The sequence below is a fragment of the Marinobacter sp. R17 genome, from assembly GCF_003789045.1.
In the GTDB taxonomy this organism is placed as follows: Bacteria; Pseudomonadota; Gammaproteobacteria; order Pseudomonadales; family Oleiphilaceae; genus Marinobacter_A; species Marinobacter_A mangrovi.
Window position 1 is genome coordinate 1 of the sequence record NZ_RHGZ01000023.1, and the last position, 18,068, is coordinate 18,068.

The 18,068-nt window shown below is 61.9% G+C and carries 19 protein-coding genes; 10 read left to right on the top strand and 9 right to left on the bottom strand.

Annotated elements, in window-relative coordinates; translation table 11 throughout:
- Positions 1–356: 356 nt before the first annotated feature.
- Entirely contained in the window at positions 357–1,928 is a 1,572-nt protein-coding gene (locus tag EB809_RS15380) for an ATP-binding protein (RefSeq protein WP_123635720.1), read from the bottom strand.
- 85 nt (positions 1,929–2,013) lie between these two features.
- Positions 2,014–2,751: a response regulator gene (locus EB809_RS15385; protein ID WP_123635721.1), complete on the bottom strand. Its 738-nt coding sequence runs from the start codon at positions 2,749–2,751 to the stop codon at positions 2,014–2,016.
- A 318-nt stretch (positions 2,752–3,069) separates the two neighbouring features.
- On the opposite strand from EB809_RS15385, the gene EB809_RS15390 reads away from it, so the two are divergent.
- Complete coding sequence (locus EB809_RS15390) at positions 3,070–3,849, top strand: GNAT family N-acetyltransferase (RefSeq protein WP_123635722.1); 780 nt, start codon at positions 3,070–3,072, stop codon at positions 3,847–3,849.
- Positions 3,843–4,658, top strand: a complete 816-nt coding sequence (locus EB809_RS15395; RefSeq protein ID WP_123635723.1) for a lysophospholipid acyltransferase family protein — start codon at positions 3,843–3,845, stop codon at positions 4,656–4,658. Before EB809_RS15390 ends, EB809_RS15395 begins: the two co-directional genes overlap by 7 nt.
- A gap of 7 nt (positions 4,659–4,665) precedes the next feature.
- Here EB809_RS15395 and EB809_RS15400 read toward each other — a convergent pair whose 3' ends face one another.
- The 5 genes from EB809_RS15400 to EB809_RS15420 all read right to left on the bottom strand — a co-directional run bounded on the left by EB809_RS15400 (position 4,666) and on the right by EB809_RS15420 (position 10,277).
- Positions 4,666–5,127 (bottom strand): peptidylprolyl isomerase, encoded by a 462-nt coding sequence (locus EB809_RS15400; RefSeq protein ID WP_123635724.1) that lies wholly within the window; start codon positions 5,125–5,127, stop codon positions 4,666–4,668.
- 48 nt (positions 5,128–5,175) lie between these two features.
- Positions 5,176–7,341, bottom strand: coding sequence for an acetyl-CoA hydrolase/transferase C-terminal domain-containing protein (locus tag EB809_RS15405; protein ID WP_123635725.1), 2,166 nt, complete (start codon positions 7,339–7,341; stop codon positions 5,176–5,178).
- Positions 7,342–7,484: 143 nt separating this feature from the next.
- Complete coding sequence (locus EB809_RS15410; RefSeq protein ID WP_123635726.1) at positions 7,485–7,805, bottom strand: hypothetical protein; 321 nt, start codon at positions 7,803–7,805, stop codon at positions 7,485–7,487.
- A 180-nt stretch (positions 7,806–7,985) separates the two neighbouring features.
- Positions 7,986–9,119 carry an alpha/beta fold hydrolase gene (locus tag EB809_RS15415; RefSeq protein WP_123635727.1) on the bottom strand — a complete coding sequence of 378 codons (1,134 nt, stop codon included), beginning with the start codon at positions 9,117–9,119 and terminating at the stop codon, positions 7,986–7,988.
- A 120-nt stretch (positions 9,120–9,239) separates the two neighbouring features.
- A complete protein-coding gene (locus tag EB809_RS15420; protein ID WP_123635728.1) occupies positions 9,240–10,277 on the bottom strand; it encodes an NADP(H)-dependent aldo-keto reductase in 1,038 nt (345 codons plus the stop codon).
- A 213-nt stretch (positions 10,278–10,490) separates the two neighbouring features.
- Here EB809_RS15420 and EB809_RS15425 point away from each other — a divergent pair, with 213 nt between their 5' ends.
- Together EB809_RS15425 and EB809_RS15430 are read left to right on the top strand one after the other, a co-directional pair.
- Complete coding sequence (locus EB809_RS15425; protein WP_123635729.1) at positions 10,491–11,678, top strand: glycosyltransferase family 4 protein; 1,188 nt, start codon at positions 10,491–10,493, stop codon at positions 11,676–11,678.
- Positions 11,647–12,207 (top strand): phosphatase PAP2 family protein, encoded by a 561-nt coding sequence (locus tag EB809_RS15430; RefSeq protein WP_123635730.1) that lies wholly within the window; start codon positions 11,647–11,649, stop codon positions 12,205–12,207. Before EB809_RS15425 ends, EB809_RS15430 begins: the two co-directional genes overlap by 32 nt.
- Positions 12,208–12,216: 9 nt before the next feature.
- On the opposite strand, the gene dinB is transcribed toward EB809_RS15430, so the two are convergent.
- A complete protein-coding gene (gene dinB / locus EB809_RS15435; RefSeq protein ID WP_123635731.1) occupies positions 12,217–13,278 on the bottom strand; it encodes a DNA polymerase IV in 1,062 nt (353 codons plus the stop codon).
- Between the two features lie 106 nt (positions 13,279–13,384).
- On the opposite strand from dinB, the gene EB809_RS15440 reads away from it, so the two are divergent.
- The 5 genes from EB809_RS15440 to minE all read left to right on the top strand — a co-directional run bounded on the left by EB809_RS15440 (position 13,385) and on the right by minE (position 16,048).
- On the top strand, positions 13,385–13,669 hold the full coding sequence (locus EB809_RS15440) for a DUF1244 domain-containing protein (protein ID WP_123635732.1): 285 nt from the start codon (positions 13,385–13,387) through the stop codon (positions 13,667–13,669).
- Positions 13,666–14,082 (top strand): HopJ type III effector protein, encoded by a 417-nt coding sequence (locus EB809_RS15445; protein WP_263317000.1) that lies wholly within the window; start codon positions 13,666–13,668, stop codon positions 14,080–14,082. Before EB809_RS15440 ends, EB809_RS15445 begins: the two co-directional genes overlap by 4 nt.
- Positions 14,082–14,846 carry a septum site-determining protein MinC gene (gene minC, locus EB809_RS15450; RefSeq protein ID WP_123635733.1) on the top strand — a complete coding sequence of 255 codons (765 nt, stop codon included), beginning with the start codon at positions 14,082–14,084 and terminating at the stop codon, positions 14,844–14,846. Before EB809_RS15445 ends, minC begins: the two co-directional genes overlap by 1 nt.
- A gap of 128 nt (positions 14,847–14,974) precedes the next feature.
- Positions 14,975–15,784: a septum site-determining protein MinD gene (minD, locus tag EB809_RS15455; protein ID WP_123635734.1), complete on the top strand. Its 810-nt coding sequence runs from the start codon at positions 14,975–14,977 to the stop codon at positions 15,782–15,784.
- Positions 15,785–15,790: 6 nt separating this feature from the next.
- The gene (gene minE, locus EB809_RS15460) at positions 15,791–16,048 is read left to right on the top strand and encodes a cell division topological specificity factor MinE (RefSeq protein WP_123635735.1); all 258 of its coding nucleotides are present in this window, start codon (positions 15,791–15,793) and stop codon (positions 16,046–16,048) included.
- 41 nt (positions 16,049–16,089) lie between these two features.
- Here minE and EB809_RS15465 read toward each other — a convergent pair whose 3' ends face one another.
- On the bottom strand, positions 16,090–17,085 hold the full coding sequence (locus EB809_RS15465; protein ID WP_123635736.1) for a DUF2804 domain-containing protein: 996 nt from the start codon (positions 17,083–17,085) through the stop codon (positions 16,090–16,092).
- 151 nt (positions 17,086–17,236) lie between these two features.
- On the opposite strand from EB809_RS15465, the gene EB809_RS15470 reads away from it, so the two are divergent.
- Positions 17,237–17,962 carry an START domain-containing protein gene (locus EB809_RS15470; protein WP_223807995.1) on the top strand — a complete coding sequence of 242 codons (726 nt, stop codon included), beginning with the start codon at positions 17,237–17,239 and terminating at the stop codon, positions 17,960–17,962.
- Positions 17,963–18,068 lie beyond the last annotated feature (106 nt).

Below are 18,068 nucleotides of genomic sequence, written 5' to 3' on the forward strand. Positions count from 1 at the left end.
CGGCAGCGCCTCGTATCCGATTCTTGTTCATCGGCTCACGGTTTACGCTCCACGCTTCCTCCCCACGGTCGGTCGCCCTTCCGCAGTTGCGCTTCACTTCGCTCGCTGTGGCCAGCTCACGGGAGGACTTGCACCTCCAGGAGTGCGCCCGTGCCGGGCGCACAAAAAAAGGGGCCAAAAAATGGCCCCTCTAAAAATGACGAATGAAACAAGGAAAGTTCGTAAGAACTACAACCTCAAGTAGTCATCCCTTACGCTTTTCATCCTAGGCCGGCCGGAACAAGGCGTCAGTGGTGCTTGTGTAGCGGTTTGTTACAACACGTGTGCCGGTGCGACACGGTTCTCATCGCCACTGATCAATGGCTGTTTTCGCCCTGTCGGCGCGGCCATACCAGACTGAACGCAGCGCCGCCCATATCCGCACTGCGGGTGACAAAAGCCTGGCCGCCGTGCCAGTAGAGAATACGCCGTACGATGGACAGCCCCAGTCCATACCCCCCCGACGTGCGAGTACGACTGTCGTCAAGACGGGCAAAGGCCGTGAAGACCTTTTCCCAATCGCTCTCCGGGATACCGGGACCGTCATCCTCCACGTCAATGCGGCAGTTCTGTTCATCGAACTGGCAACGAACCCGCACCTTGCCCGCAGCATAGCGCCCGGCATTGCCCACCAGATTCTGCAGGGCCCGATGGATGTAACGCGGCTCCACGTCCGACAGGGCCCAGGATTCGCTGTCACCCACGAACTCCGCACTGAACTGCATGGCCGGTCGCAGTCGCTGCTGCTCGTCCACCACCTGCCGCGCGATGTCCGCCACGTTGGCCTCCTGGAGGTTCATGATGGGCCCGCCCTGCTCCAGCCGGGCGTAGGTGAGGATCTCGTCGATCAGCTCGTCCAGCTCCTGGATATCGCTGTCGATGCCGGTCAGCTGCTTTTCCCGGGACGCTTCGTCCGGGCAGTCCTCTATCATCTGCACGCCGAACCGGATTCGCGCTACCGGCGTGCGCAGTTCGTGGGACACGGCGTGAATCATTTCCCGCTGGACTTCCACCAGACGCTGGATGTGTTCGGCCATGCTGTTGAAGGTTCGGCCCAGGCGGCGTACCAGCAGGCCGCGTCGCGGGTCGACCCGGGCATTGAGCTCACCCCGGGCAATGCGCACGGCGACGGACTCCACCGCCCGCAGGTTCTGGTCCACGTCCCGCAGCAGCAGATACAGGAAGATGCCGGCGATGGCCGCCGCCACACAGAACACCAGCAGGATGACCGACCAGGCCATGGCGTGGAACGGCTCGGGCATCTCCATGCGCACCACAGTGCCATCATTCAACCGAAGGTAGACCCGCGCCGCATCCGATTTATCCAACTGGACGAAGGCCAGCCCCCGCTCCACCAGGCGCTCCAACGTCGGTCCGCCGGGAATATCAGAGGCTCCGGTGACCGGCTCGATAGCGACATTCAGTTCATCAGACAGGCTATCCATGCCCGCCGAGCGGTCCCGGGGCAGCAAGCCATTGAGATGGGTCAGGACCAGTAGCGCCGTCGCTTCACTGACGTCCCGATAGAGGTCACGAAAGGTCACGTCGATGATGTCGCCGGAGTTGGCCAGCCGTCGCACTCGCACCCCCAGCCCCTCGGTCGAGGTCACGACCTGGCCGTAGGACAAACGCTCTTCGTCCACCGGATCGAGCGTCATCTGCCCGACCGGTTCCAGGCGCAGACCGTACAGCGCAGCCAGCCACGGGTAACTCATCTGGGGGTGTGGGGAAACGGCGAGCCAGTCCATCAACGGGGTGGCGAAGCGCTCTTGCCAATCGCGCTCGCGGACCGAATTCACTCCGGAGTACAGCCCGGCAGACAGGGCCAGGATGACGAGCGCCACCAGCAGGAGGCGGCCGAACATATTCAGGAAGGGTACTAGGGGCATAGGGCCTTTCCGATGAACGCAACGTCGGACCGGATCAGGCCGGACAGCTTCCGCCGTTGCGATGGATCAGACAGAGATGGTCCCGTCAGGCTTCCTTGACGAACAGATAGCCCTTGCTGCGTACCGTCTTGATGCGACGCGGGTGTACCGGGTCGTCACCGATTTTCGGTCGAATACGGGAAACGCGCACGTCGATGGACCGGTCCTGGCCATCGTATTCAATGCCGCGCAGCGCGGTAAAGATTTCTTCCCGGCTCAGGACGCGGCCGGCGCTGGATGCCAGCAGCCACAACAGATCGAATTCGGCGCTGGTGAGATCGATGCTCTCGTTATTGAGCCAGGCCTCGCGCATGGAACGATCGACCACCAGGTCGTTGAACTCCAGTCGCACCGGTTCTTCGGTGGACTTGGGTTCGGCTTCACTCTCGCTCTTGTCGTTGACACGGCGCAGCAGCGCCCGGATACGCGCCAGCAACACCCGGGGTCGCACCGGTTTGGAGATGTAGTCGTCGGCGCCCATCTCCAGCCCCAGAACCTGGTCCAGATCGTCGGTACGCGCCGTCAACATGAGGATCGGTCCGGTGTAGAACGGGCGTACCCGCCTGCAGATCGAGAGGCCATCCTCTCCCGGAAGCATCAGGTCAAGGACGATAATGTCCGGCTCTTCCCGGCGGATACGCTCGACGGCATTGGCCCCGTTTTCCTCAACAGACACCGTCAGGCCGTTGCTTTCCAGATATTCCCGCGTTAAATCCGCCAGGCGCTTGTCATCCTCAACAATGAGAACTCTACAACTCTCGTTAGCTTGTTCCACGCCATCCATCTCTGATTTTGTTTTTCCGTTTACCGTCGATTGCCGCCGTCGGGTTCCGGCCCGTTCCGGGGTGCATTGCACCGGCCCTGCCGAGGAGGCCGGAGACCACTGAGGTTATCACCGCGGCAATCACGCTGCCTGAAGCTACGCCATGTAACAGCAATTATACATGCTGTTCAGAAAAATACATGGAATAGCCCCACAGTAACAAGTCGTGACATGGCCCGAAATCACGATTCCTGTCACGGGGACGTCACACACCGTTCATTCAACTGCAATCCGCGATTCATAGGCTCGACGGGAAACGGTCATAAAGAGAAACCTGTCATGTCAGCAGAACAAGCCCGTTCCGTCAGCAGCCCCCGCCGCCTGCAGGCCGCCATCACACGCGATCCTGCACAAGTGGAGGCGGCCCAACGATTGCGTTACCGCGTATTCTCGGAGGAGTACGGCTCTGACCTCGGCGCCACAACACCCGGCATCGACCAGGACACCTACGATGCCTATTGCGATCACCTGATTGTTACCGACAGCCTGACCGGGGAACTGGTCGCCACATCCCGCGTACTGCACCAGCGCGATGCCGAACACGCCGGCGGCTTCTACTCGGAAGGCGAGTTCGAACTGGACAGCCTGCGCCGACTTCCGGGACAGCTCGCCGAACTGGGACGCACCTGCGTCCACCCGGATTACCGCAACGGCGCCACCATCAGCCTGCTGTGGTCCTCCCTGGCCGAGTACCTGATTCGCGAACAGGTCGACTACCTGATCGGCTGTGCCAGCATCGGGATGGCGGACGGCGGCCTGAAAGCCTGGCGCATCACCCAGCAACTGCAGAAGCGCTACCTGACCGACACCAGCCAGCGGGTCAAGCCCAAGCGCGACCTGCCCCACCTGACGCATGTGTCCGCCGCCAGTCAGGCCAGCGTCGCCATTCCGCCACTGATTCGCGCTTACATGCGGCTGGGCGCCCGGGTTTGCGGCGAGCCCTGCTGGGATCCGGAGTTCCGCTGCGCCGACCTGCTGGTGCTGCTGGAAGTCAGCCAACTGGCCGGCCGCTACAGTCGCCACTTCATGCGTCCTGCGGAGGCGTCTGCCGCATGTTGATGCGACCGCTGCGCCTCACCTCACGGCTGACCCTGTTCGGCGTGGCGCTGCTGTTTTGCGCCGCACTGGCGTCGGTGATCACCGTGTTCGAGACCCTTACCCGACGATCCGTCGGGCGGGCCCCGTTTGCCCGCTTCTGCTTCGCGCTGGCCTCCCGCTGCCTCGGCTTTCGGGTCACCATCCGGGGGCAGCGTCCCGACACCACGGCGTTGATTGTCAGCAATCACATTTCCTGGTCGGACATACCGATCCTGGGCGGCGTGGTGCCCCTGCGGTTCCTGTCCAAGATCGAAGTGCGGCGCTGGCCGGTGATTGGCTGGCTGGCCGAGCAGGCGGGCACGCTGTTTATCCGCCGCGGCGGCGGACAGGCCCATGCCACCCGGGATCAGATCACGGAGACGCTGAGGCATGGGGAATCGGTGCTGGTTTTTCCGGAAGGCACGACGACGGTGGGCATCACGGTCTTGCCGTTCCACAGTCGGCTATTGGCGGCAGCGGTGTCGGCCGGCGTGCCGGTCCAGCCTATCAGCATCGGCTACCGACGCGATCAGCATCCCGACCCTCTGGCCCCGTTTGTAGGGGATGACCAGTTCGAGAAGCACCTGGTGCGCATGCTGCGGGAACCGGCCGTCCAGGTGGACATCATCCTGCATGCCCCGGTTTACCTGACGGCAGACGACGACCTCCCGGCTAAAGTCCAGGAGCTGTACGCCACTGTCCGACAGGGTCTGGCGGACATCCATCGTGGCGCCGGCCAGCCGGGCGCCCAGCCCGACGGCCAACCGCCGCGTCCGCATCTGGGCACCTGAAGCGGAATCAGGGCTCCAGCGGCTGGCCGGCGGCCATTTCGTCGTCGGTGGCCGCGCGCTTGTTGATGATTTCCAGTTCGAAGTAGAGCGTAAAACCCGCCAGCGGGTGATTGGCGTCCACCTTCACCAGGTTACCGTCGATCGCCACCACCTGCACGATCTGCGCGTCTTCACCGCTGTTGGTCTGGAACTTCATGCCCGGCTTGAGATCCTCCACACCGGCGAACGCCGACCGCGGCACCTTGCGGATCAGCTCGGGATTGATCTCGCCGTAAGCCATTTCCGGAGGAATGGTCACTTCCAGGCAGTCACCAATACCGCGATCCTTGACCGCTTCCTCGAGGCCCCGGATGACGTTGCCCGCGCCCAGCATGAACTGCAGCGGTTCCGCGCCGTCGGAGGTATCCACCACTTCGCCTTCCTGGTTTTTCAGGCGGTAGTGAACGGTGTAGATGGAAGAGCGTTGCATAACTCCGGTCCTGTCTTGCGGCCGCACGCCCTCAGGCGCACGGCAGAATTAAATGTGTCGCAGTGCGTGAATCAACAACCGCTGATCCAGCTTGGCCCGCCACCCCGAAGGTGATTCAAGATCCATGCGGCGTAAATACGGTGCCAGGGCGTCATCCGCCGGCTCCGTCCGCATCGCCTGCCACAACAGCTTGAATTTTCCGCTCCGTGACTTGGAGGCGCCCTGCAGCCGTTTCAATGCCCGCATCAGGGTCAGCTCATCATCGGTGAACTCACAGCCGAAAGGAAACTCGGGAAATCCGTTATCTCCCGCCGCCCGCAATGCCTGCCGAACGGAGTCGGGGGTATTGCGCTGCCAGGCGTCCGGCAGCTTGAACGAGGCGCGCACCTTACCGGCTTTCTGCGCCTGTTTCAGCAATTGCGGCTGGAAACGGGCATCGGCGATACGGATCAAAGCCAGGTAGACGTCTTCGTCGGAACGACCGCGCAGATCCGCAATGCCGTATTCGGTGATCACGATGTCCCGCAGGTGGCGCGGAATCGTGCAGTGGCCGTAGCTGAAGACGATATTGGACTGCGCCTTGTCGCCACTGCCCCGGGTACTGCGCAGGGTCAGGATCGAGCGGCCCCGCGGCAGTTCGTGGGCCATGGCGACGAAGTTGTACTGACCACCGACGCCGCTGACCACCCGGCCATCGTCCAGACCGTCCGAGACCACGCTGCCATCGAGGGTCGCCATCATCGCCGAATTGATGAAGCGGCTTTCCTGCCGCTGGGCGACCTTGAGACGCTGATCCCCAAACCGGTGATCGTAGAGATGGTTGATAAAATTCACGCTGGTCATGCAGATCTGTGACGCCTCGTGGGGCGGCAGGTGACGCAACTGCTCATAGAAGTCCGCAGGACCCAGGTAGAAGCCACCGTGCAGCACCGTGCCACCGGTCAGCCGGGTGCCCAGAATCGCCGCAATGAGCGCGCGGGCTTCCTCGTCGTCGAGGTCCGGATCGAAGCTGATGTCACTGACCTGCAAACGCCCTCCGCGGAACGCCACGTCGTCACGCACAATACCGAATTGCTGCAGCCACTGGACATCCCGTGCCCGTAGCGGTGAATCGATCAACTCCTCCGCTCGCAGGGTGTCGAGCGTGGCCAGGGACACATCGTGCCCCAGTTTGCCGGCGTTGATCAGTTCCTGCAGGGCCGTGTCCGGGTAGACCGCCCGGGTCAGGATGCCGGCCTTGAGCAGATGCAGGAAGCCGTCGACCATCATTTCGCTGCAGCCGTACAGCCCTTCATCGAACGGTTCGACGCCGCCCCACTCGGTTGCGACCGGGAAACGACCGGCCACATCCAGATGCTCATACACGCGCCGATAGGCCTCGTTATCCCGATGGCGCAGGATGGCTGAATGCACCACCGCGGCGCCCAGCGAGCCGATGCCCACCTGCAGCGTGCCACCATCCCGCAGCAGCGTACTGGCGTAGAACCCGATCAGATGATCGGCGGGCTTGATGGGCTGTTGGGGCACAGGAAACAGCGGATAGTCATCGGCCGGCGCGTCCACCATCAAATCGAACACGTGAGCCGGCACTTCCGCGTCATTGGCCAGGTAAGGCAGCGCCCGGTTCACCTCGCCGACGATCGCCACCGCGCGCCCTTCACTGGCCTGTTCGCGCAGCCGCGGAATCAGATCCAGCGTCAGGTCCGGGTTGCAACTGAGACTGTAGGACTCGTTACCGCCGTCCGGTTGCGGCGCCACCATCTGCGCCACCACATTGACGCCCAACGCCATCAGATCGCGCACTGCATGGGTGTAGTTGGTACAGATGTAGTTCTGCTGCTGCTGGCGATTGTTCAGGAAAGAGCCGGCCTTGAAGAAAAACTCGGAGACCGTGACGTTGTCGGGCAGCCGGCCATTCACCACATCCCGCGCGTAGGCCAGCTCGGGAATGTGCCCGAACAGCCGTTCCGCGAAGGGCTGGATGAAGCGCTTTTCCAGGGACGACTTGCCGGCGGGCGCGAGCGGCGAGATCGCGGTCACAATATGCAGTTTCAGCCCGGGGTCGGCCTTGGCCCGGGCGTAGAGGGCATTGGCCAGATGAATGGGTTTCCCCAGTCCCAGGGGCAATCCCAGGGTAATGTCACGCCCCACCCGTTCGATAATGGCATCGACACAGGCATCGGGCCGGGGAAACACAATCGGTGCAACCGCCATAAATCTCTCCTTGACCAGAGCGGGACGTCATCCGGTGAATCGACCGGAAGGCCCATCGTTCAGTGCCAAAAGATCATCACATGAGGGCGGCGGCGGGACAACGTTTTCAGGGGAAAATCAGTAGGCGAATCAGGCCGGTTGGCTCAGAAATCCCACTTCAGGTTCAGGCAGGCGCCATCACCCTGATCGATCAGTGCCAGGCCGTGATCGGCCTGAAAGCTCTCGGATGCGTAGCGTTTGCCGTCATCGTCGGTGCGTGAGAAACGCCACTGCAGCAGCCGTGAGCCCAGCTCGACCGCGGCATCCACGTCGTCCTGCTGCAGATCGTCTGGCATGGTGTCCTGCGAGGTATAGCGGTTGTCGAAAGCATCCTGACGGTATTCGGCACGTTCGGCCGCATCTGCCTTGACCATGAAGGCCAGCGAGTTGAGAACCAGCAGCAGGAGGAAGATGCGAATGACCATGGAGACGCCCGAAAATGCCCGATATCTATTCAAATTGGTTAGACATTAGTCTATCAATGAACGATCTGTAAAATGTGATTTAACGCAAACTTTGACGGCATTCCGGCGTCCGGCGGCCACTTTTTTGTCAATAAACGGTCACGCCATGTAACGTTATTTTTCAGGTCTGCCCGAGTGCAACTAATCGGACCGTTTTGACAGCCAATCCGCACTGATCCGCCAGGTGTTTTCCGGCGCACTGGCACCGGCAAAAACGCCGGCGTGACCGCCGGGAACCACGCAGAATTCCCGGTCCTCTGACGCGACGATATCCATCACCTTGTGGGCAGCCGGCACCCTCACCAGCTTGTCGGTTTCTCCGGCAAACGCCAGCAACGCGCAATCAATGCGATCAAACGTGGCCTTTTCTCCACCCAGTCGAATGCTGCCCCGGGCCATGCGGTTGTTGAGCGCCATGTGGACCACCATGCCCTTGATGGTCTCGCCCGGGTAATCAACCATGTCGTTGAACCACTTCTGCATGGTGCTGTGCACCTTCACGTAGTCCCGGTCCCACAGGTTGACCGCCAGTTCCAGCGAACTGACCAGGCTTCCGACCGGATTGGTCAGTTTGAACGCCAGGGCATTCATCCAGCCCGGAATGTGGAAATAGCGCGCCGGCAGGTCCAGAAGGGACACGTTAAGCACGCCGGAAACGATCTGGGCCGGCCGATAGACCGCAGACAGGAAGCCGCCGGCGATTCCCATCTGGTGCATATCCACCGGGCTGGCCACCGTCACCATATTGCGGATGTGACGATCGCCGGAGGCCGCCGCATACATCAGCGACAGCAGTCCGCCCATGCAGTAGGCGAAGATGGACACATCGGCCTGACCACTGTCCTCCCGAACCGCTTCAAGGGCAGCCGGCATCCAGTCGAGCACGTAGGTTTCCAAGGAGAGATCGCTGTGATCGGCCGTCACCTCGCCCCAATCCACCAGATAGACGTCAAAGCCCCTGGCCAGCAGGTAGCGCACCAGCGACCGCTGCGGCAACAGATCGAAAATCATGGAGGTGGCGGCCAGCGGCGGCACCAGCAGGACCGGCACCCGGAAACGGTGCGGCGATACCGACAGCGGTTCGTTGCCAACCTGGACTTCGTCAACGCCGAGAGGCTGGTAATGACGAACGCTCATGATGCCGTCACGATGAATCGTGCGGTACGGCGTCTGGTTGGAAATGTTGAAGTTGTCCGAAAACAGGCGCCGTTCCACCGAATGGATGGCAGCCGAGAGCAGTTTGCCGGTAAGACTGTCTTTGCGACGCGGGCGCATCAGGTATTCCGTTATTGTTATCAGCCGTGTTGCGATGATGCGTCAGCCGCCCCGGGCGCGCAATGGCACCGGGCACGGCTGGATCGTGCGGTTCCGGCCAATCGCTGGCCGAACAGCCCGCTACGGGCAGGGGTAGGTGAATTCAGCGTGCAGGTCTTCAATCGCCTGCAACACGTCGTCCGAGAGCGTCACCTCCGCCGACGCCACGTTTTCCTGCAACTGCGCCATGGTGGTGGCGCCGATAATGTTGCTGGTCAGGAAGCTTCGACTGTTCACGTAGGCCAGCGCCAGTTGCGTCAGGCTCAGACCGTGCTGTGCCGTCAGTTCAGCGTAGGCCCGGGTGGCCGCATCGGCCCGCTCACCGTTGTAGCGCTGGAAACGCTCGAACAGGGTCAGGCGGGCGCCGTCCGGCTTCTGGCCACCCAGGTATTTGCCGGACAGCACGCCGAACGCCAGCGGCGAATAGGCCAGCAATCCCACATCCTCTCGATGGGCGATTTCCGCACCGCCCACCTCGAACGAGCGGTTCAGCAGGTTGTACGGATTCTGGATGCTCACGGGCCGTGGCCAACCGTGCTGCTCCGCCAGCTGCAGGTAGCGCATGGTACCCCAGGGTGTTTCATTGGACAGGCCGATATGGCGGATCTTGCCTTCCTGCACCAGCTCAGCCAGGGCTTCCAGCGTCTCCTCGATCGGGGTCGCCTGCTCGTCGGCGTTATGCTGATAGCCCAGCTTGCCGAAAAAATTGGTGTTCCGATCCGGCCAGTGCACCTGGTACAGGTCGATGTAGTCGGTTTTCAGCCGCTGCAGGCTCGATTCCACCGCCGCGCGAATATGAGGCCGTGTCAGGCGGGGCCCGTCACGCAGATAGTCCAGACCGTTGCCCGGACCGGCGACCTTGGAGGCGATGATCAGGTCGTCCCGGCGACCACGCTGGTGCAACCAGTTGCCCAGGCAGCTCTCGGTCGCGCCCTGGGTCTCTTTACGCGGCGGCACCGGGTACATTTCGGCGGCATCGATAAAGTTGATGCCATTGGTCGTCGCGTAGTCCAGCTGTTCGAACGCCTCGGCTTCGTTATTCTGCTGGCCCCAGGTCATGGTCCCCAGGCAGATCAGGCTGACCTCGAGGTCGGTACGTCCCAACTTGCGCATTTGCATATCTACATCTCCAAAGCCGGTGCATTGTTCAACGGAATGTCACGGGGCTGTCGTCTAACTGTCATCTGGCCTTTCCATAGTGGAATGAGCGGCAACGGCGCACCCTGAGCGCGCGTTGCTCCAGAGATTCACCCGGACTCGCTGGCAGGAAAGCGTACTGACTATACCCCAAACCATCCAGCCGGCCCGAGTCGCCGTCATGACGGAGCGCACTTGATCGAGCGTCAGCGACACATCGCCATCGTCACCGAGACCTTCCCGCCGGAAATCAACGGCGTGGCCCACACCCTGGGCAAACTCTGCGAGGGCCTGCGCAGCCGCGGCCATCGGTTGTCGGTGATCCGCCCACACCAAAAGGGCGAGAGCAAATCAGCCGCATCGCCCGGCATCGATCAGACCCTCACCCTGTTTGGCCTGCCCCTGCCCGGCTACCCAGAGCTGCAGTTCGGACTGACCCGGGCCGGACGACTGGTTCGTCACTGGCAGAAGGCGCGCCCCGATGTCGTCTATGTCGCCACCGAAGGGCCGCTGGGCCTGGCGGCACTGAATGCGGCCCGCCGTCTGCAGATTCCGGTCTGCTCCGGCTTCCACACCAATTTCCACCAGTACAGCCAGCACTACCGGGCCGGCTGGCTAAAGAAAGCGATCGAAGGTTACCTGCGCTGGTTCCACAACCGGACCCAGCTCACGCTGGTGCCGACACGCTGCATGCAGTCGCGGCTGCATCGCATGGGTGTCGCCCCGGTCGCGGTCTGGAGCCGCGGAGTGGATTGCGAGCGGTTTGCACCCGGCCGTCGAGACAAGGCTCTGCGGGAAAGCTGGCACCTTGGCGATCGCGACCTCGGGGTTATCTACGTAGGCCGCCTGGCTGCGGAAAAAAACCTGGCGCTGGTGGTGTCCACCTTCGAGCGCCTGCGTCATATCCACCCGCGCGCCAAACTGATTCTGGTCGGTGACGGGCCACTGCACCGACGCCTGCAAGAACGCCATCCTGATTACATTTTCTGCGGCATGCAGCGGGGTGAAGCACTGGCCCGCCACTACGCGTCAGCCGACCTGTTCCTGTTTCCCAGCAAAACAGAAACCTTCGGCAACGTGGTCACCGAAGCCATGGCCAGCGGCCTGGCCCTGGTGGCCTTTGACGACGCGGCCGCCAGCGAGTACCTGCGCCATGAGGAAAACGGCATGAAAGTGCCCCTCGATGACGCCGCCGGCTTTGTCGAAGCGGCCCTGCGGCTGGCGGATCAGCCGTCGCTCGTCAGCCGACTGCGTAGCCAGGCCCGCCTGGATGCCCTGGATATCCACTGGCCCGGACTGGTCGAACAGTTCGAAAACATCGTGTTCAATCTCCGTTACCGGGAGAAACGTCATGCCGGCAAGCAAAGCGTCTCGCTTCTTTGAACGGGTCGACCAGCGGGAATTCCTGCTGTGTCAGAGCATCAACGGTTGCCTGCGCTACCGGTTCGTCCTGCCCTACTTCCGGGTGGTGAGCCGGCTGGGTGACGGCTGGTTCTGGTACGCCCTGATCCTCGCCCTGCCCATCCTGCACCCTCAGGCCGGCCTTGCGCTCGCACTGCTGATGGCAGCGACTGGCGGCGTCTGTACCCTGACCTACAAGGGGTTGAAGAAAACCCTGATCCGCGAGCGACCGTTTATTTCGTTCCCGGCGATCCATTGCGGCACACCGCCTCTGGACCGCTACAGCTTCCCGTCCGGCCACACGCTGCACGCGGTCTGCTTCAATACGCTGCTGGCCATGACGCTGCCTGAGCTGGCCCTGCTGATCCTGCCCTTCACGCTGAGTGTGGCGGCGTCCCGCGTGGTGCTGGGCCTGCACTATCCCAGCGACGTGCTGGCCGGTGCCGTGATTGGCGGGAGCATGGGAACCGTGGCGTCTTATGCCCTGCCGACGTTTATGCTGCTCGCCTGATCAGCCGGTTTACTCAAACAGACGTAACTGGCGCGTTGGCGCCGCGTCATCGCGGAAGCGCACCCCCAGCCCCAGCAGACGTACCGGCCGATCGGCCTGCTTGTAAAGCTCTTCCAGCAACGGCTGGAAATCCTCCGCGGCCGGGACCTCGATACGATCCCGCACCCGCTCCAGTGTGTGGGTGGAAAAGTCGCTGTAGCGCAATTTGACGAACAGTTTGTGGATCGGCCGGTCGGACTTGCGGCTCAGGCGGCGCTCCAGATCCTGCACCAGCGACGCCATCACGCGATAGCAGGCCTCGCGATTGGGCAAATCCTGGGAAAACGTCCGCTCCACCGACACCGACTTGGCGATCCGGGTCACCGTCACCGGCCGGTTATCCTCACCTCTGGCCATGTGATAGAGACGGGCGCCGTGGCGGCCGAAGCGTTCCACCAGATCCTCCCGGCTGAACTGCTGCAGTTGGCCGCAGGTGGTCGCGCCCATATCGTGCAGTTTGCCGGCGGTGACTTTGCCGACACCGAACAGTTTTTCCACCGGCAGATTGACCACGAACGCGTCCACATCCTCAGGCCGGATCACGAACAGGCCATCGGGCTTTTCCCAGTCACTGGCGATCTTGGCGAGAAATTTGTTGGGTGCCACGCCGGCCGACACCGTAATACCCACCTTTTCCCGCACCCGCTCACGCAGGTAGCGCGCCATCAGCGTGGCACTGCCTTTATGGTCCTCGACGTCGCTCACATCCAGGAAGGCCTCGTCCAGGGACAACGGTTCGATGAGATCGGTCAGTTCCCGGAAAATAGCCATTACCTGCTGCGACACCGACCGGTAGCGCGCCATATCCACCGGCACAGTGACCAGATCCGGACAGCGCCGCCGCGCCTCGGCACCCGGCATGGCCGAGTGGATGCCGTATTCCCGGGCCAGATAGTTGCAGGTGGACACGACGCCACGCGCCCCACCGCCACCCACGGCCAGCGGCACAGTCCGCAGCGACGGATCGTCCCGCATTTCCACCGCCGCATAAAAGCAGTCGCAGTCCAGATGAATGATTTTGCGTTGTGCCATAACCCCGGGCTAACCTGCCAGATCGAATGACTGTATATTTATACAGACTTGTATCTTACCGCTGTATGCCGAGAATGTCAGGATTCATCAAGAGGAGACGCCTGCAATGACTGACCGGACCCCGGATCAAACCGAAATCGAAGCGGCGGTGTTTCGTCGGCTGGTCGAGCATCTGCGCACCCACACCGACGTCCAGAACATCGATCTGATGAACCTGGCCGGATTCTGCCGTAACTGCCTGTCTAAATGGTACCGCGCCGAAGCCGAATCCCGCGGTCAGGAACTGTCCGACCCGGAAGCCCGGGAACTCATCTACGGCATGCCCTACGAGGAGTGGAAGGCCCGCTACCAGACCGGTAGCAAGCAGCCCACCGGCAAGTCGGACCAATGATGGATTTCCAGAACGCCCTGCGCGTCCATCTTGCGGCCCTCGACGCAGGGCGTTCCGACTTTGAGGACACCCTGGCGCTGGTAGACCGTTTCTTCGAGTTCACCCCGACCGCGTTTCGCAACGGACTTCTGGAAAATCGCCCCGACGAAAACGGCGGCTCCTGCCGCATCTTCGCCCTGGGCCAACTGGCTGGTCTGGCCGAACAGCAAACTTTGGCGTGTTTCGGGCGCCATTACCGCACCGTAATGGATGATCCGTCCGGAAGCAGCCACGCTAACATCAGACAATTCATGAGCACCGGCTGGTCGGGCATTGCGTTCGACGGGCGGGCGCTGGTCTTCCGGGCGTCGCCGCTCGACTCCCTGGATTCTGAATCCACTGACGACAACACCAACGACGGAGAAGGACGCTGATGCCGGAAGCGGACGCCACTCAAACCAGTCAATGCTTCCAGCTCAAGGGCGCGAACGTCTCGCTGACCGCCCTGGAACTGCATTTCTTTGAGGAAGACGCCTTCGAGGAAACCCTGCGCGACAAGATCCGCCAGGCGCCAGGCTTTTTCCGGGACATTCCGCTGGTCGTGAGCCTGGAAAAATACGAAGGCCCGACGGCCGAGCTGGACTTCTTCAAACTGATTGGCATCTGCCGCCGCCACAACATCCATGTGGTTGCGGTTCGCGGGGGCGACGACGACCAGCGACGGTTGGCCCGAAATGCCGCCTTGGCGCTGCTGCCGGCCACCGCACAGCGCGAACCCCGGGCGCCGGAACCGGCCGAACCCGCGGTTGAGGAAGCGGCGCCGACCACGCCCGATCCAGCGCCAACCGCCGCCGGTCCTGTTCCGGCGGCGGCTCGGCTGGTTACCCAGCCAGTCCGCTCCGGCCAGCAGGTCTATGCACCTGAAGGCGACCTGATTATCCTGGCGCCGGTTCAGGCCGGTGCCGAAGTTCTGGCCGCCGGCAACATCCATGTCTACGGCCCATTGCGCGGTCGCGCCCTGGCGGGTGTGCACGGCCTCTCAGAAGCGCGGGTTTTCTGCCAATCACTGGAAGCAGAGCTTGTCTCCATTGCCGGACACTATAAAATCTCGGAAGATCTGCAGGAACACGGCTGGAAGCAGGCTGTACAGCTCCAGCTCAAGGATGATTTGCTGGTGGTCACGCCACTCGACAAATAGGAGACCCGACAACGGGCTCCGAATAATAAGCCTCCGGCTTGATGCCAGAGAGGCCGGAAACAGGGAATCGCCCTACCGGGCCATTGAATTGATAGAACGCTTCACTTTCAGCTAACAGGACTGCAACCTTGGCTAAGATAATCGTCGTTACCTCAGGTAAAGGTGGCGTGGGCAAGACCACAACCAGCGCCTCGATCAGCACCGGCCTGGCGCGTCGCGGCTTCAAGACCGTAGTCATCGACTTCGACGTGGGCCTGCGCAACCTCGATCTCATCATGAACTGCGAGCGTCGTGTGGTGTACGACTTCGTCAACGTGATCCAGGGCGAAGCCTCCCTCAACCAGGCGCTGATCAAGGACAAGCGGGTTGAAACCCTCTACATCCTGCCCGCCTCCCAGACGCGTGAGAAAGAAGCGCTGACCCAGGAAGGCGTCGAGAAGGTTTTGAACGAGCTGGCCGAAACCTTCGACTACATCGTCTGCGACTCCCCGGCCGGAATCGAGCACGGCGCGCAGATGGCGCTCTATTACGCCGACGAGGCGATCGTTGTCACCAACCCGGAAGTTTCCTCGGTGCGCGATTCGGATCGCATCCTGGGCATTCTGCAGAGCAAGTCCCGGCGTTCGGAGATGGGGCTGGATCCGGTCAAGGAACACCTGCTGCTGACCCGCTACAACCCGGACCGCGTCGATCGGGGCGAGATGCTGTCGGTCGGCGACGTGGAAGAGATCCTCGCCATTCCGCTGCTGGGTGTCATTCCGGAGTCCCAGATCGTTCTGAACGCGTCGAACCAGGGGCTCCCGGTCATCCTGGAAGACGATAGCGATGCCGGCCAGGCCTACGAGGATGCGGTGGGCCGACTGCTGGGTGAAGAGCGCGAGCACCGCTTCCTGACTGCGGCCAAAAAGGGATTTTTCTCACGCATGTTCAAGGGGTGACGCCGAATGAGTTTTTTCGACTACTTCAAGAGTAAGAAGAAGAACACGGCAAATGTCGCCAAGGAGCGATTGCAGATCATCGTCGCCCATGAACGTGGCATGCGGGATCAGCCGGACTACCTGCCACAGTTGCAGCAGGAACTGATTGCCGTGATTCGCAAGTACGTGCAGATCGATGACGACATGGTGCAGGTCGAGCTGGATCGCAATGACGATTGCTCGGTACTGGAACTGAACGTCACCCTGCCCGAACACCAACAGTAGACCATCCGGACCGGCGCGCCTCGTGTCGGTCCGTGATTCGCCTACCAGCGGGCAAAATGATCCTCCATCAGCCCGCGCATGCCTGACACCGCCACCCGTTGCCCGTCGTTGCCCACAACATGGCCGTTGAACGTCCCCGAGTATTGGCGGAAATTGGACGCCAGCAGCCCCACATTCAGTTTCTCTCGCCGCACGCCGGCCGGTTCAAACGTGAGGTCGACGCGCCCGTCAGACGTGGTGACCCGCCAGGCGGAATCCGGCGCATAACGATCGAACTCGAACCGGGCCAGATCCAGTTTGATGAGTGTCCCATCCAGCCACAGGGCGTTTTCGGTCACGCCGGTCTCGTTGACGCCCGCGGCCAGGTTCAGACCGACAACCGTGCCGTCATCCGCCGTTCCGGCCAGACAGGCCCAGTTCCAGGCCGTTTCCCGGCGCATGAAACCCGCACTCCAGTCGATCGTGCCGCGCATGCGCTCATCCATCGCATACACCCGATCGCCCCAGCGAGCCTCACCACTCACCGCCAGACCGGCCGATTTACGGGTGAAGACCCAGCCGTCATAGCCGGCGCGACTGCAGACCCGCAGAGGAGCCGAGTCACCGCTCAGCGTCAGGTTCAAAGACACATCGCCCGCTGACAGCTCAACATGTCGCTGGTGCCCGTCACCCTGGATATCGATGCGCGTCCTGCCCCGATGAAAGCGGCCATGGCCATGCTCCGGATACTGATCGCAATCGGTGCCCAGCGCCAGCGGACTGAGCCAGCTCTGCTCACGCATCTCGCCAGTACGGAAATCAAAGATATAGAAGAAGGCGTTGCTGACCAGCCTCAGGTCCACCACCGCCAGCCCCATCAGCCAGTCCGGTCCCATCGCGCTGATGAACTGGAACTGATTGAATCGCCAATACCGGGCCACCCGTGAACGCGGTCGGTCCATCACCGAGCGCAGGTCAAAATCGCAATAGTTAACGTGGTCAATCGGTGTATCGAGAACACCGGTAAGGGGCTGTCCGGAGGGCTGGATCAGGTCCATGAGTGGTGGTTGTCCTTATTCTGACAGCGCCCGATCAGGCCGATGGGGACAGCGCTCGGCGGATCCCCAAAACTGCCGGTCAGGTATCATTCTGGCGTTTAAAGCGCGTGTTATCGTACCGCCCACTATCGCCGAAAAGAAGGATCCCCCGTTGAGACTGACGACACGCACACGCTTTTCCCTGCTTCTGACCGCCCTGCTCACACCAGCTTTGGGCCATGCCGGCACCCTGCCGCCACTGGACGCGGACTGGCAGTTGCAGAAGGAGGACGACAACATCCGCATCTACACCACCGAGGTCAAGGATTCGGATTTCGAGGCCTTCAAGGCGGTGGCGGACCTGGACGTGTCCATGGCGGAGCTGATGGCGGTAATGATCAATCCCGAATCCTGCCTGGAATGGGTCCACAACTGCGCGGCGTCGGAAGCCTTCGGTGATGGCAACTTCCATGACCGCTACGCTTACTCCGTCAACGACATGCCCTGGCCAGTGCAGGATCGCGACTACGTCCTGCGCATTCGCACCCATGGCGACCGGCAAAGTGGCGTGGTGGAAATGGATCTGAATGCCGTCCCCGGGGCGCGGGCGGAAGATGACGACTACGTGCGCGTGGATAAATCGGACACCCTGTATCGCTTTGAGCCCCTTGGACCGCAACGCACCCGCATGACCTGGGTCCAGCACACCGAACCCAACGGCGCCATCCCCAGCTGGCTGGTGAACTCACTGGTGATCGATATTCCCGTCAAATCCATGCGCAGCCTGGAAAAGGTCGCGCACAAGCCCCGCTATGCGGGCTACCGGCTCGTCTACAACGACCAGGGCGAACTGGTGAATGTGGTCAAATCGGGTCACGCGGAGGGTGACGACGATTAGAAGAGCGTATAAGCTTCCAGTTAGAATCCTGAATAGGATGCAGGTGAAAGGCACCTGAAGAGCGCCGCACCTGTTGGTACACCAGGGGCCTGAAGCAGTCCAGCTG

Excerpts from the sequence above, each read along its gene's own strand:
- EB809_RS15380 (WP_123635720.1), bottom strand. The coding sequence starts at position 1,928 with ATGCCCCTAGTACCCTTCCTGAATATGTTCGGCCGCCTCCTGCTGGTG.
- EB809_RS15385 (WP_123635721.1), bottom strand. The coding sequence starts at position 2,751 with ATGGATGGCGTGGAACAAGCTAACGAGAGTTGTAGAGTTCTCATTGTT.
- EB809_RS15390 (WP_123635722.1), top strand. The coding sequence starts at position 3,070 with ATGTCAGCAGAACAAGCCCGTTCCGTCAGCAGCCCCCGCCGCCTGCAG.
- EB809_RS15395 (WP_123635723.1), top strand. The coding sequence starts at position 3,843 with ATGTTGATGCGACCGCTGCGCCTCACCTCACGGCTGACCCTGTTCGGC.
- EB809_RS15400 (WP_123635724.1), bottom strand. The coding sequence starts at position 5,127 with ATGCAACGCTCTTCCATCTACACCGTTCACTACCGCCTGAAAAACCAG.
- EB809_RS15405 (WP_123635725.1), bottom strand. The coding sequence starts at position 7,341 with ATGGCGGTTGCACCGATTGTGTTTCCCCGGCCCGATGCCTGTGTCGAT.
- EB809_RS15410 (WP_123635726.1), bottom strand. The coding sequence starts at position 7,805 with ATGGTCATTCGCATCTTCCTCCTGCTGCTGGTTCTCAACTCGCTGGCC.
- EB809_RS15415 (WP_123635727.1), bottom strand. The coding sequence starts at position 9,119 with ATGCGCCCGCGTCGCAAAGACAGTCTTACCGGCAAACTGCTCTCGGCT.
- EB809_RS15420 (WP_123635728.1), bottom strand. The coding sequence starts at position 10,277 with ATGCAAATGCGCAAGTTGGGACGTACCGACCTCGAGGTCAGCCTGATC.
- EB809_RS15430 (WP_123635730.1), top strand. The coding sequence starts at position 11,647 with ATGCCGGCAAGCAAAGCGTCTCGCTTCTTTGAACGGGTCGACCAGCGG.
- dinB (WP_123635731.1), bottom strand. The coding sequence starts at position 13,278 with ATGGCACAACGCAAAATCATTCATCTGGACTGCGACTGCTTTTATGCG.
- EB809_RS15440 (WP_123635732.1), top strand. The coding sequence starts at position 13,385 with ATGACTGACCGGACCCCGGATCAAACCGAAATCGAAGCGGCGGTGTTT.
- EB809_RS15445 (WP_263317000.1), top strand. The coding sequence starts at position 13,666 with ATGATGGATTTCCAGAACGCCCTGCGCGTCCATCTTGCGGCCCTCGAC.
- minC (WP_123635733.1), top strand. The coding sequence starts at position 14,082 with ATGCCGGAAGCGGACGCCACTCAAACCAGTCAATGCTTCCAGCTCAAG.
- minE (WP_123635735.1), top strand. The coding sequence starts at position 15,791 with ATGAGTTTTTTCGACTACTTCAAGAGTAAGAAGAAGAACACGGCAAAT.
- EB809_RS15465 (WP_123635736.1), bottom strand. The coding sequence starts at position 17,085 with ATGGACCTGATCCAGCCCTCCGGACAGCCCCTTACCGGTGTTCTCGAT.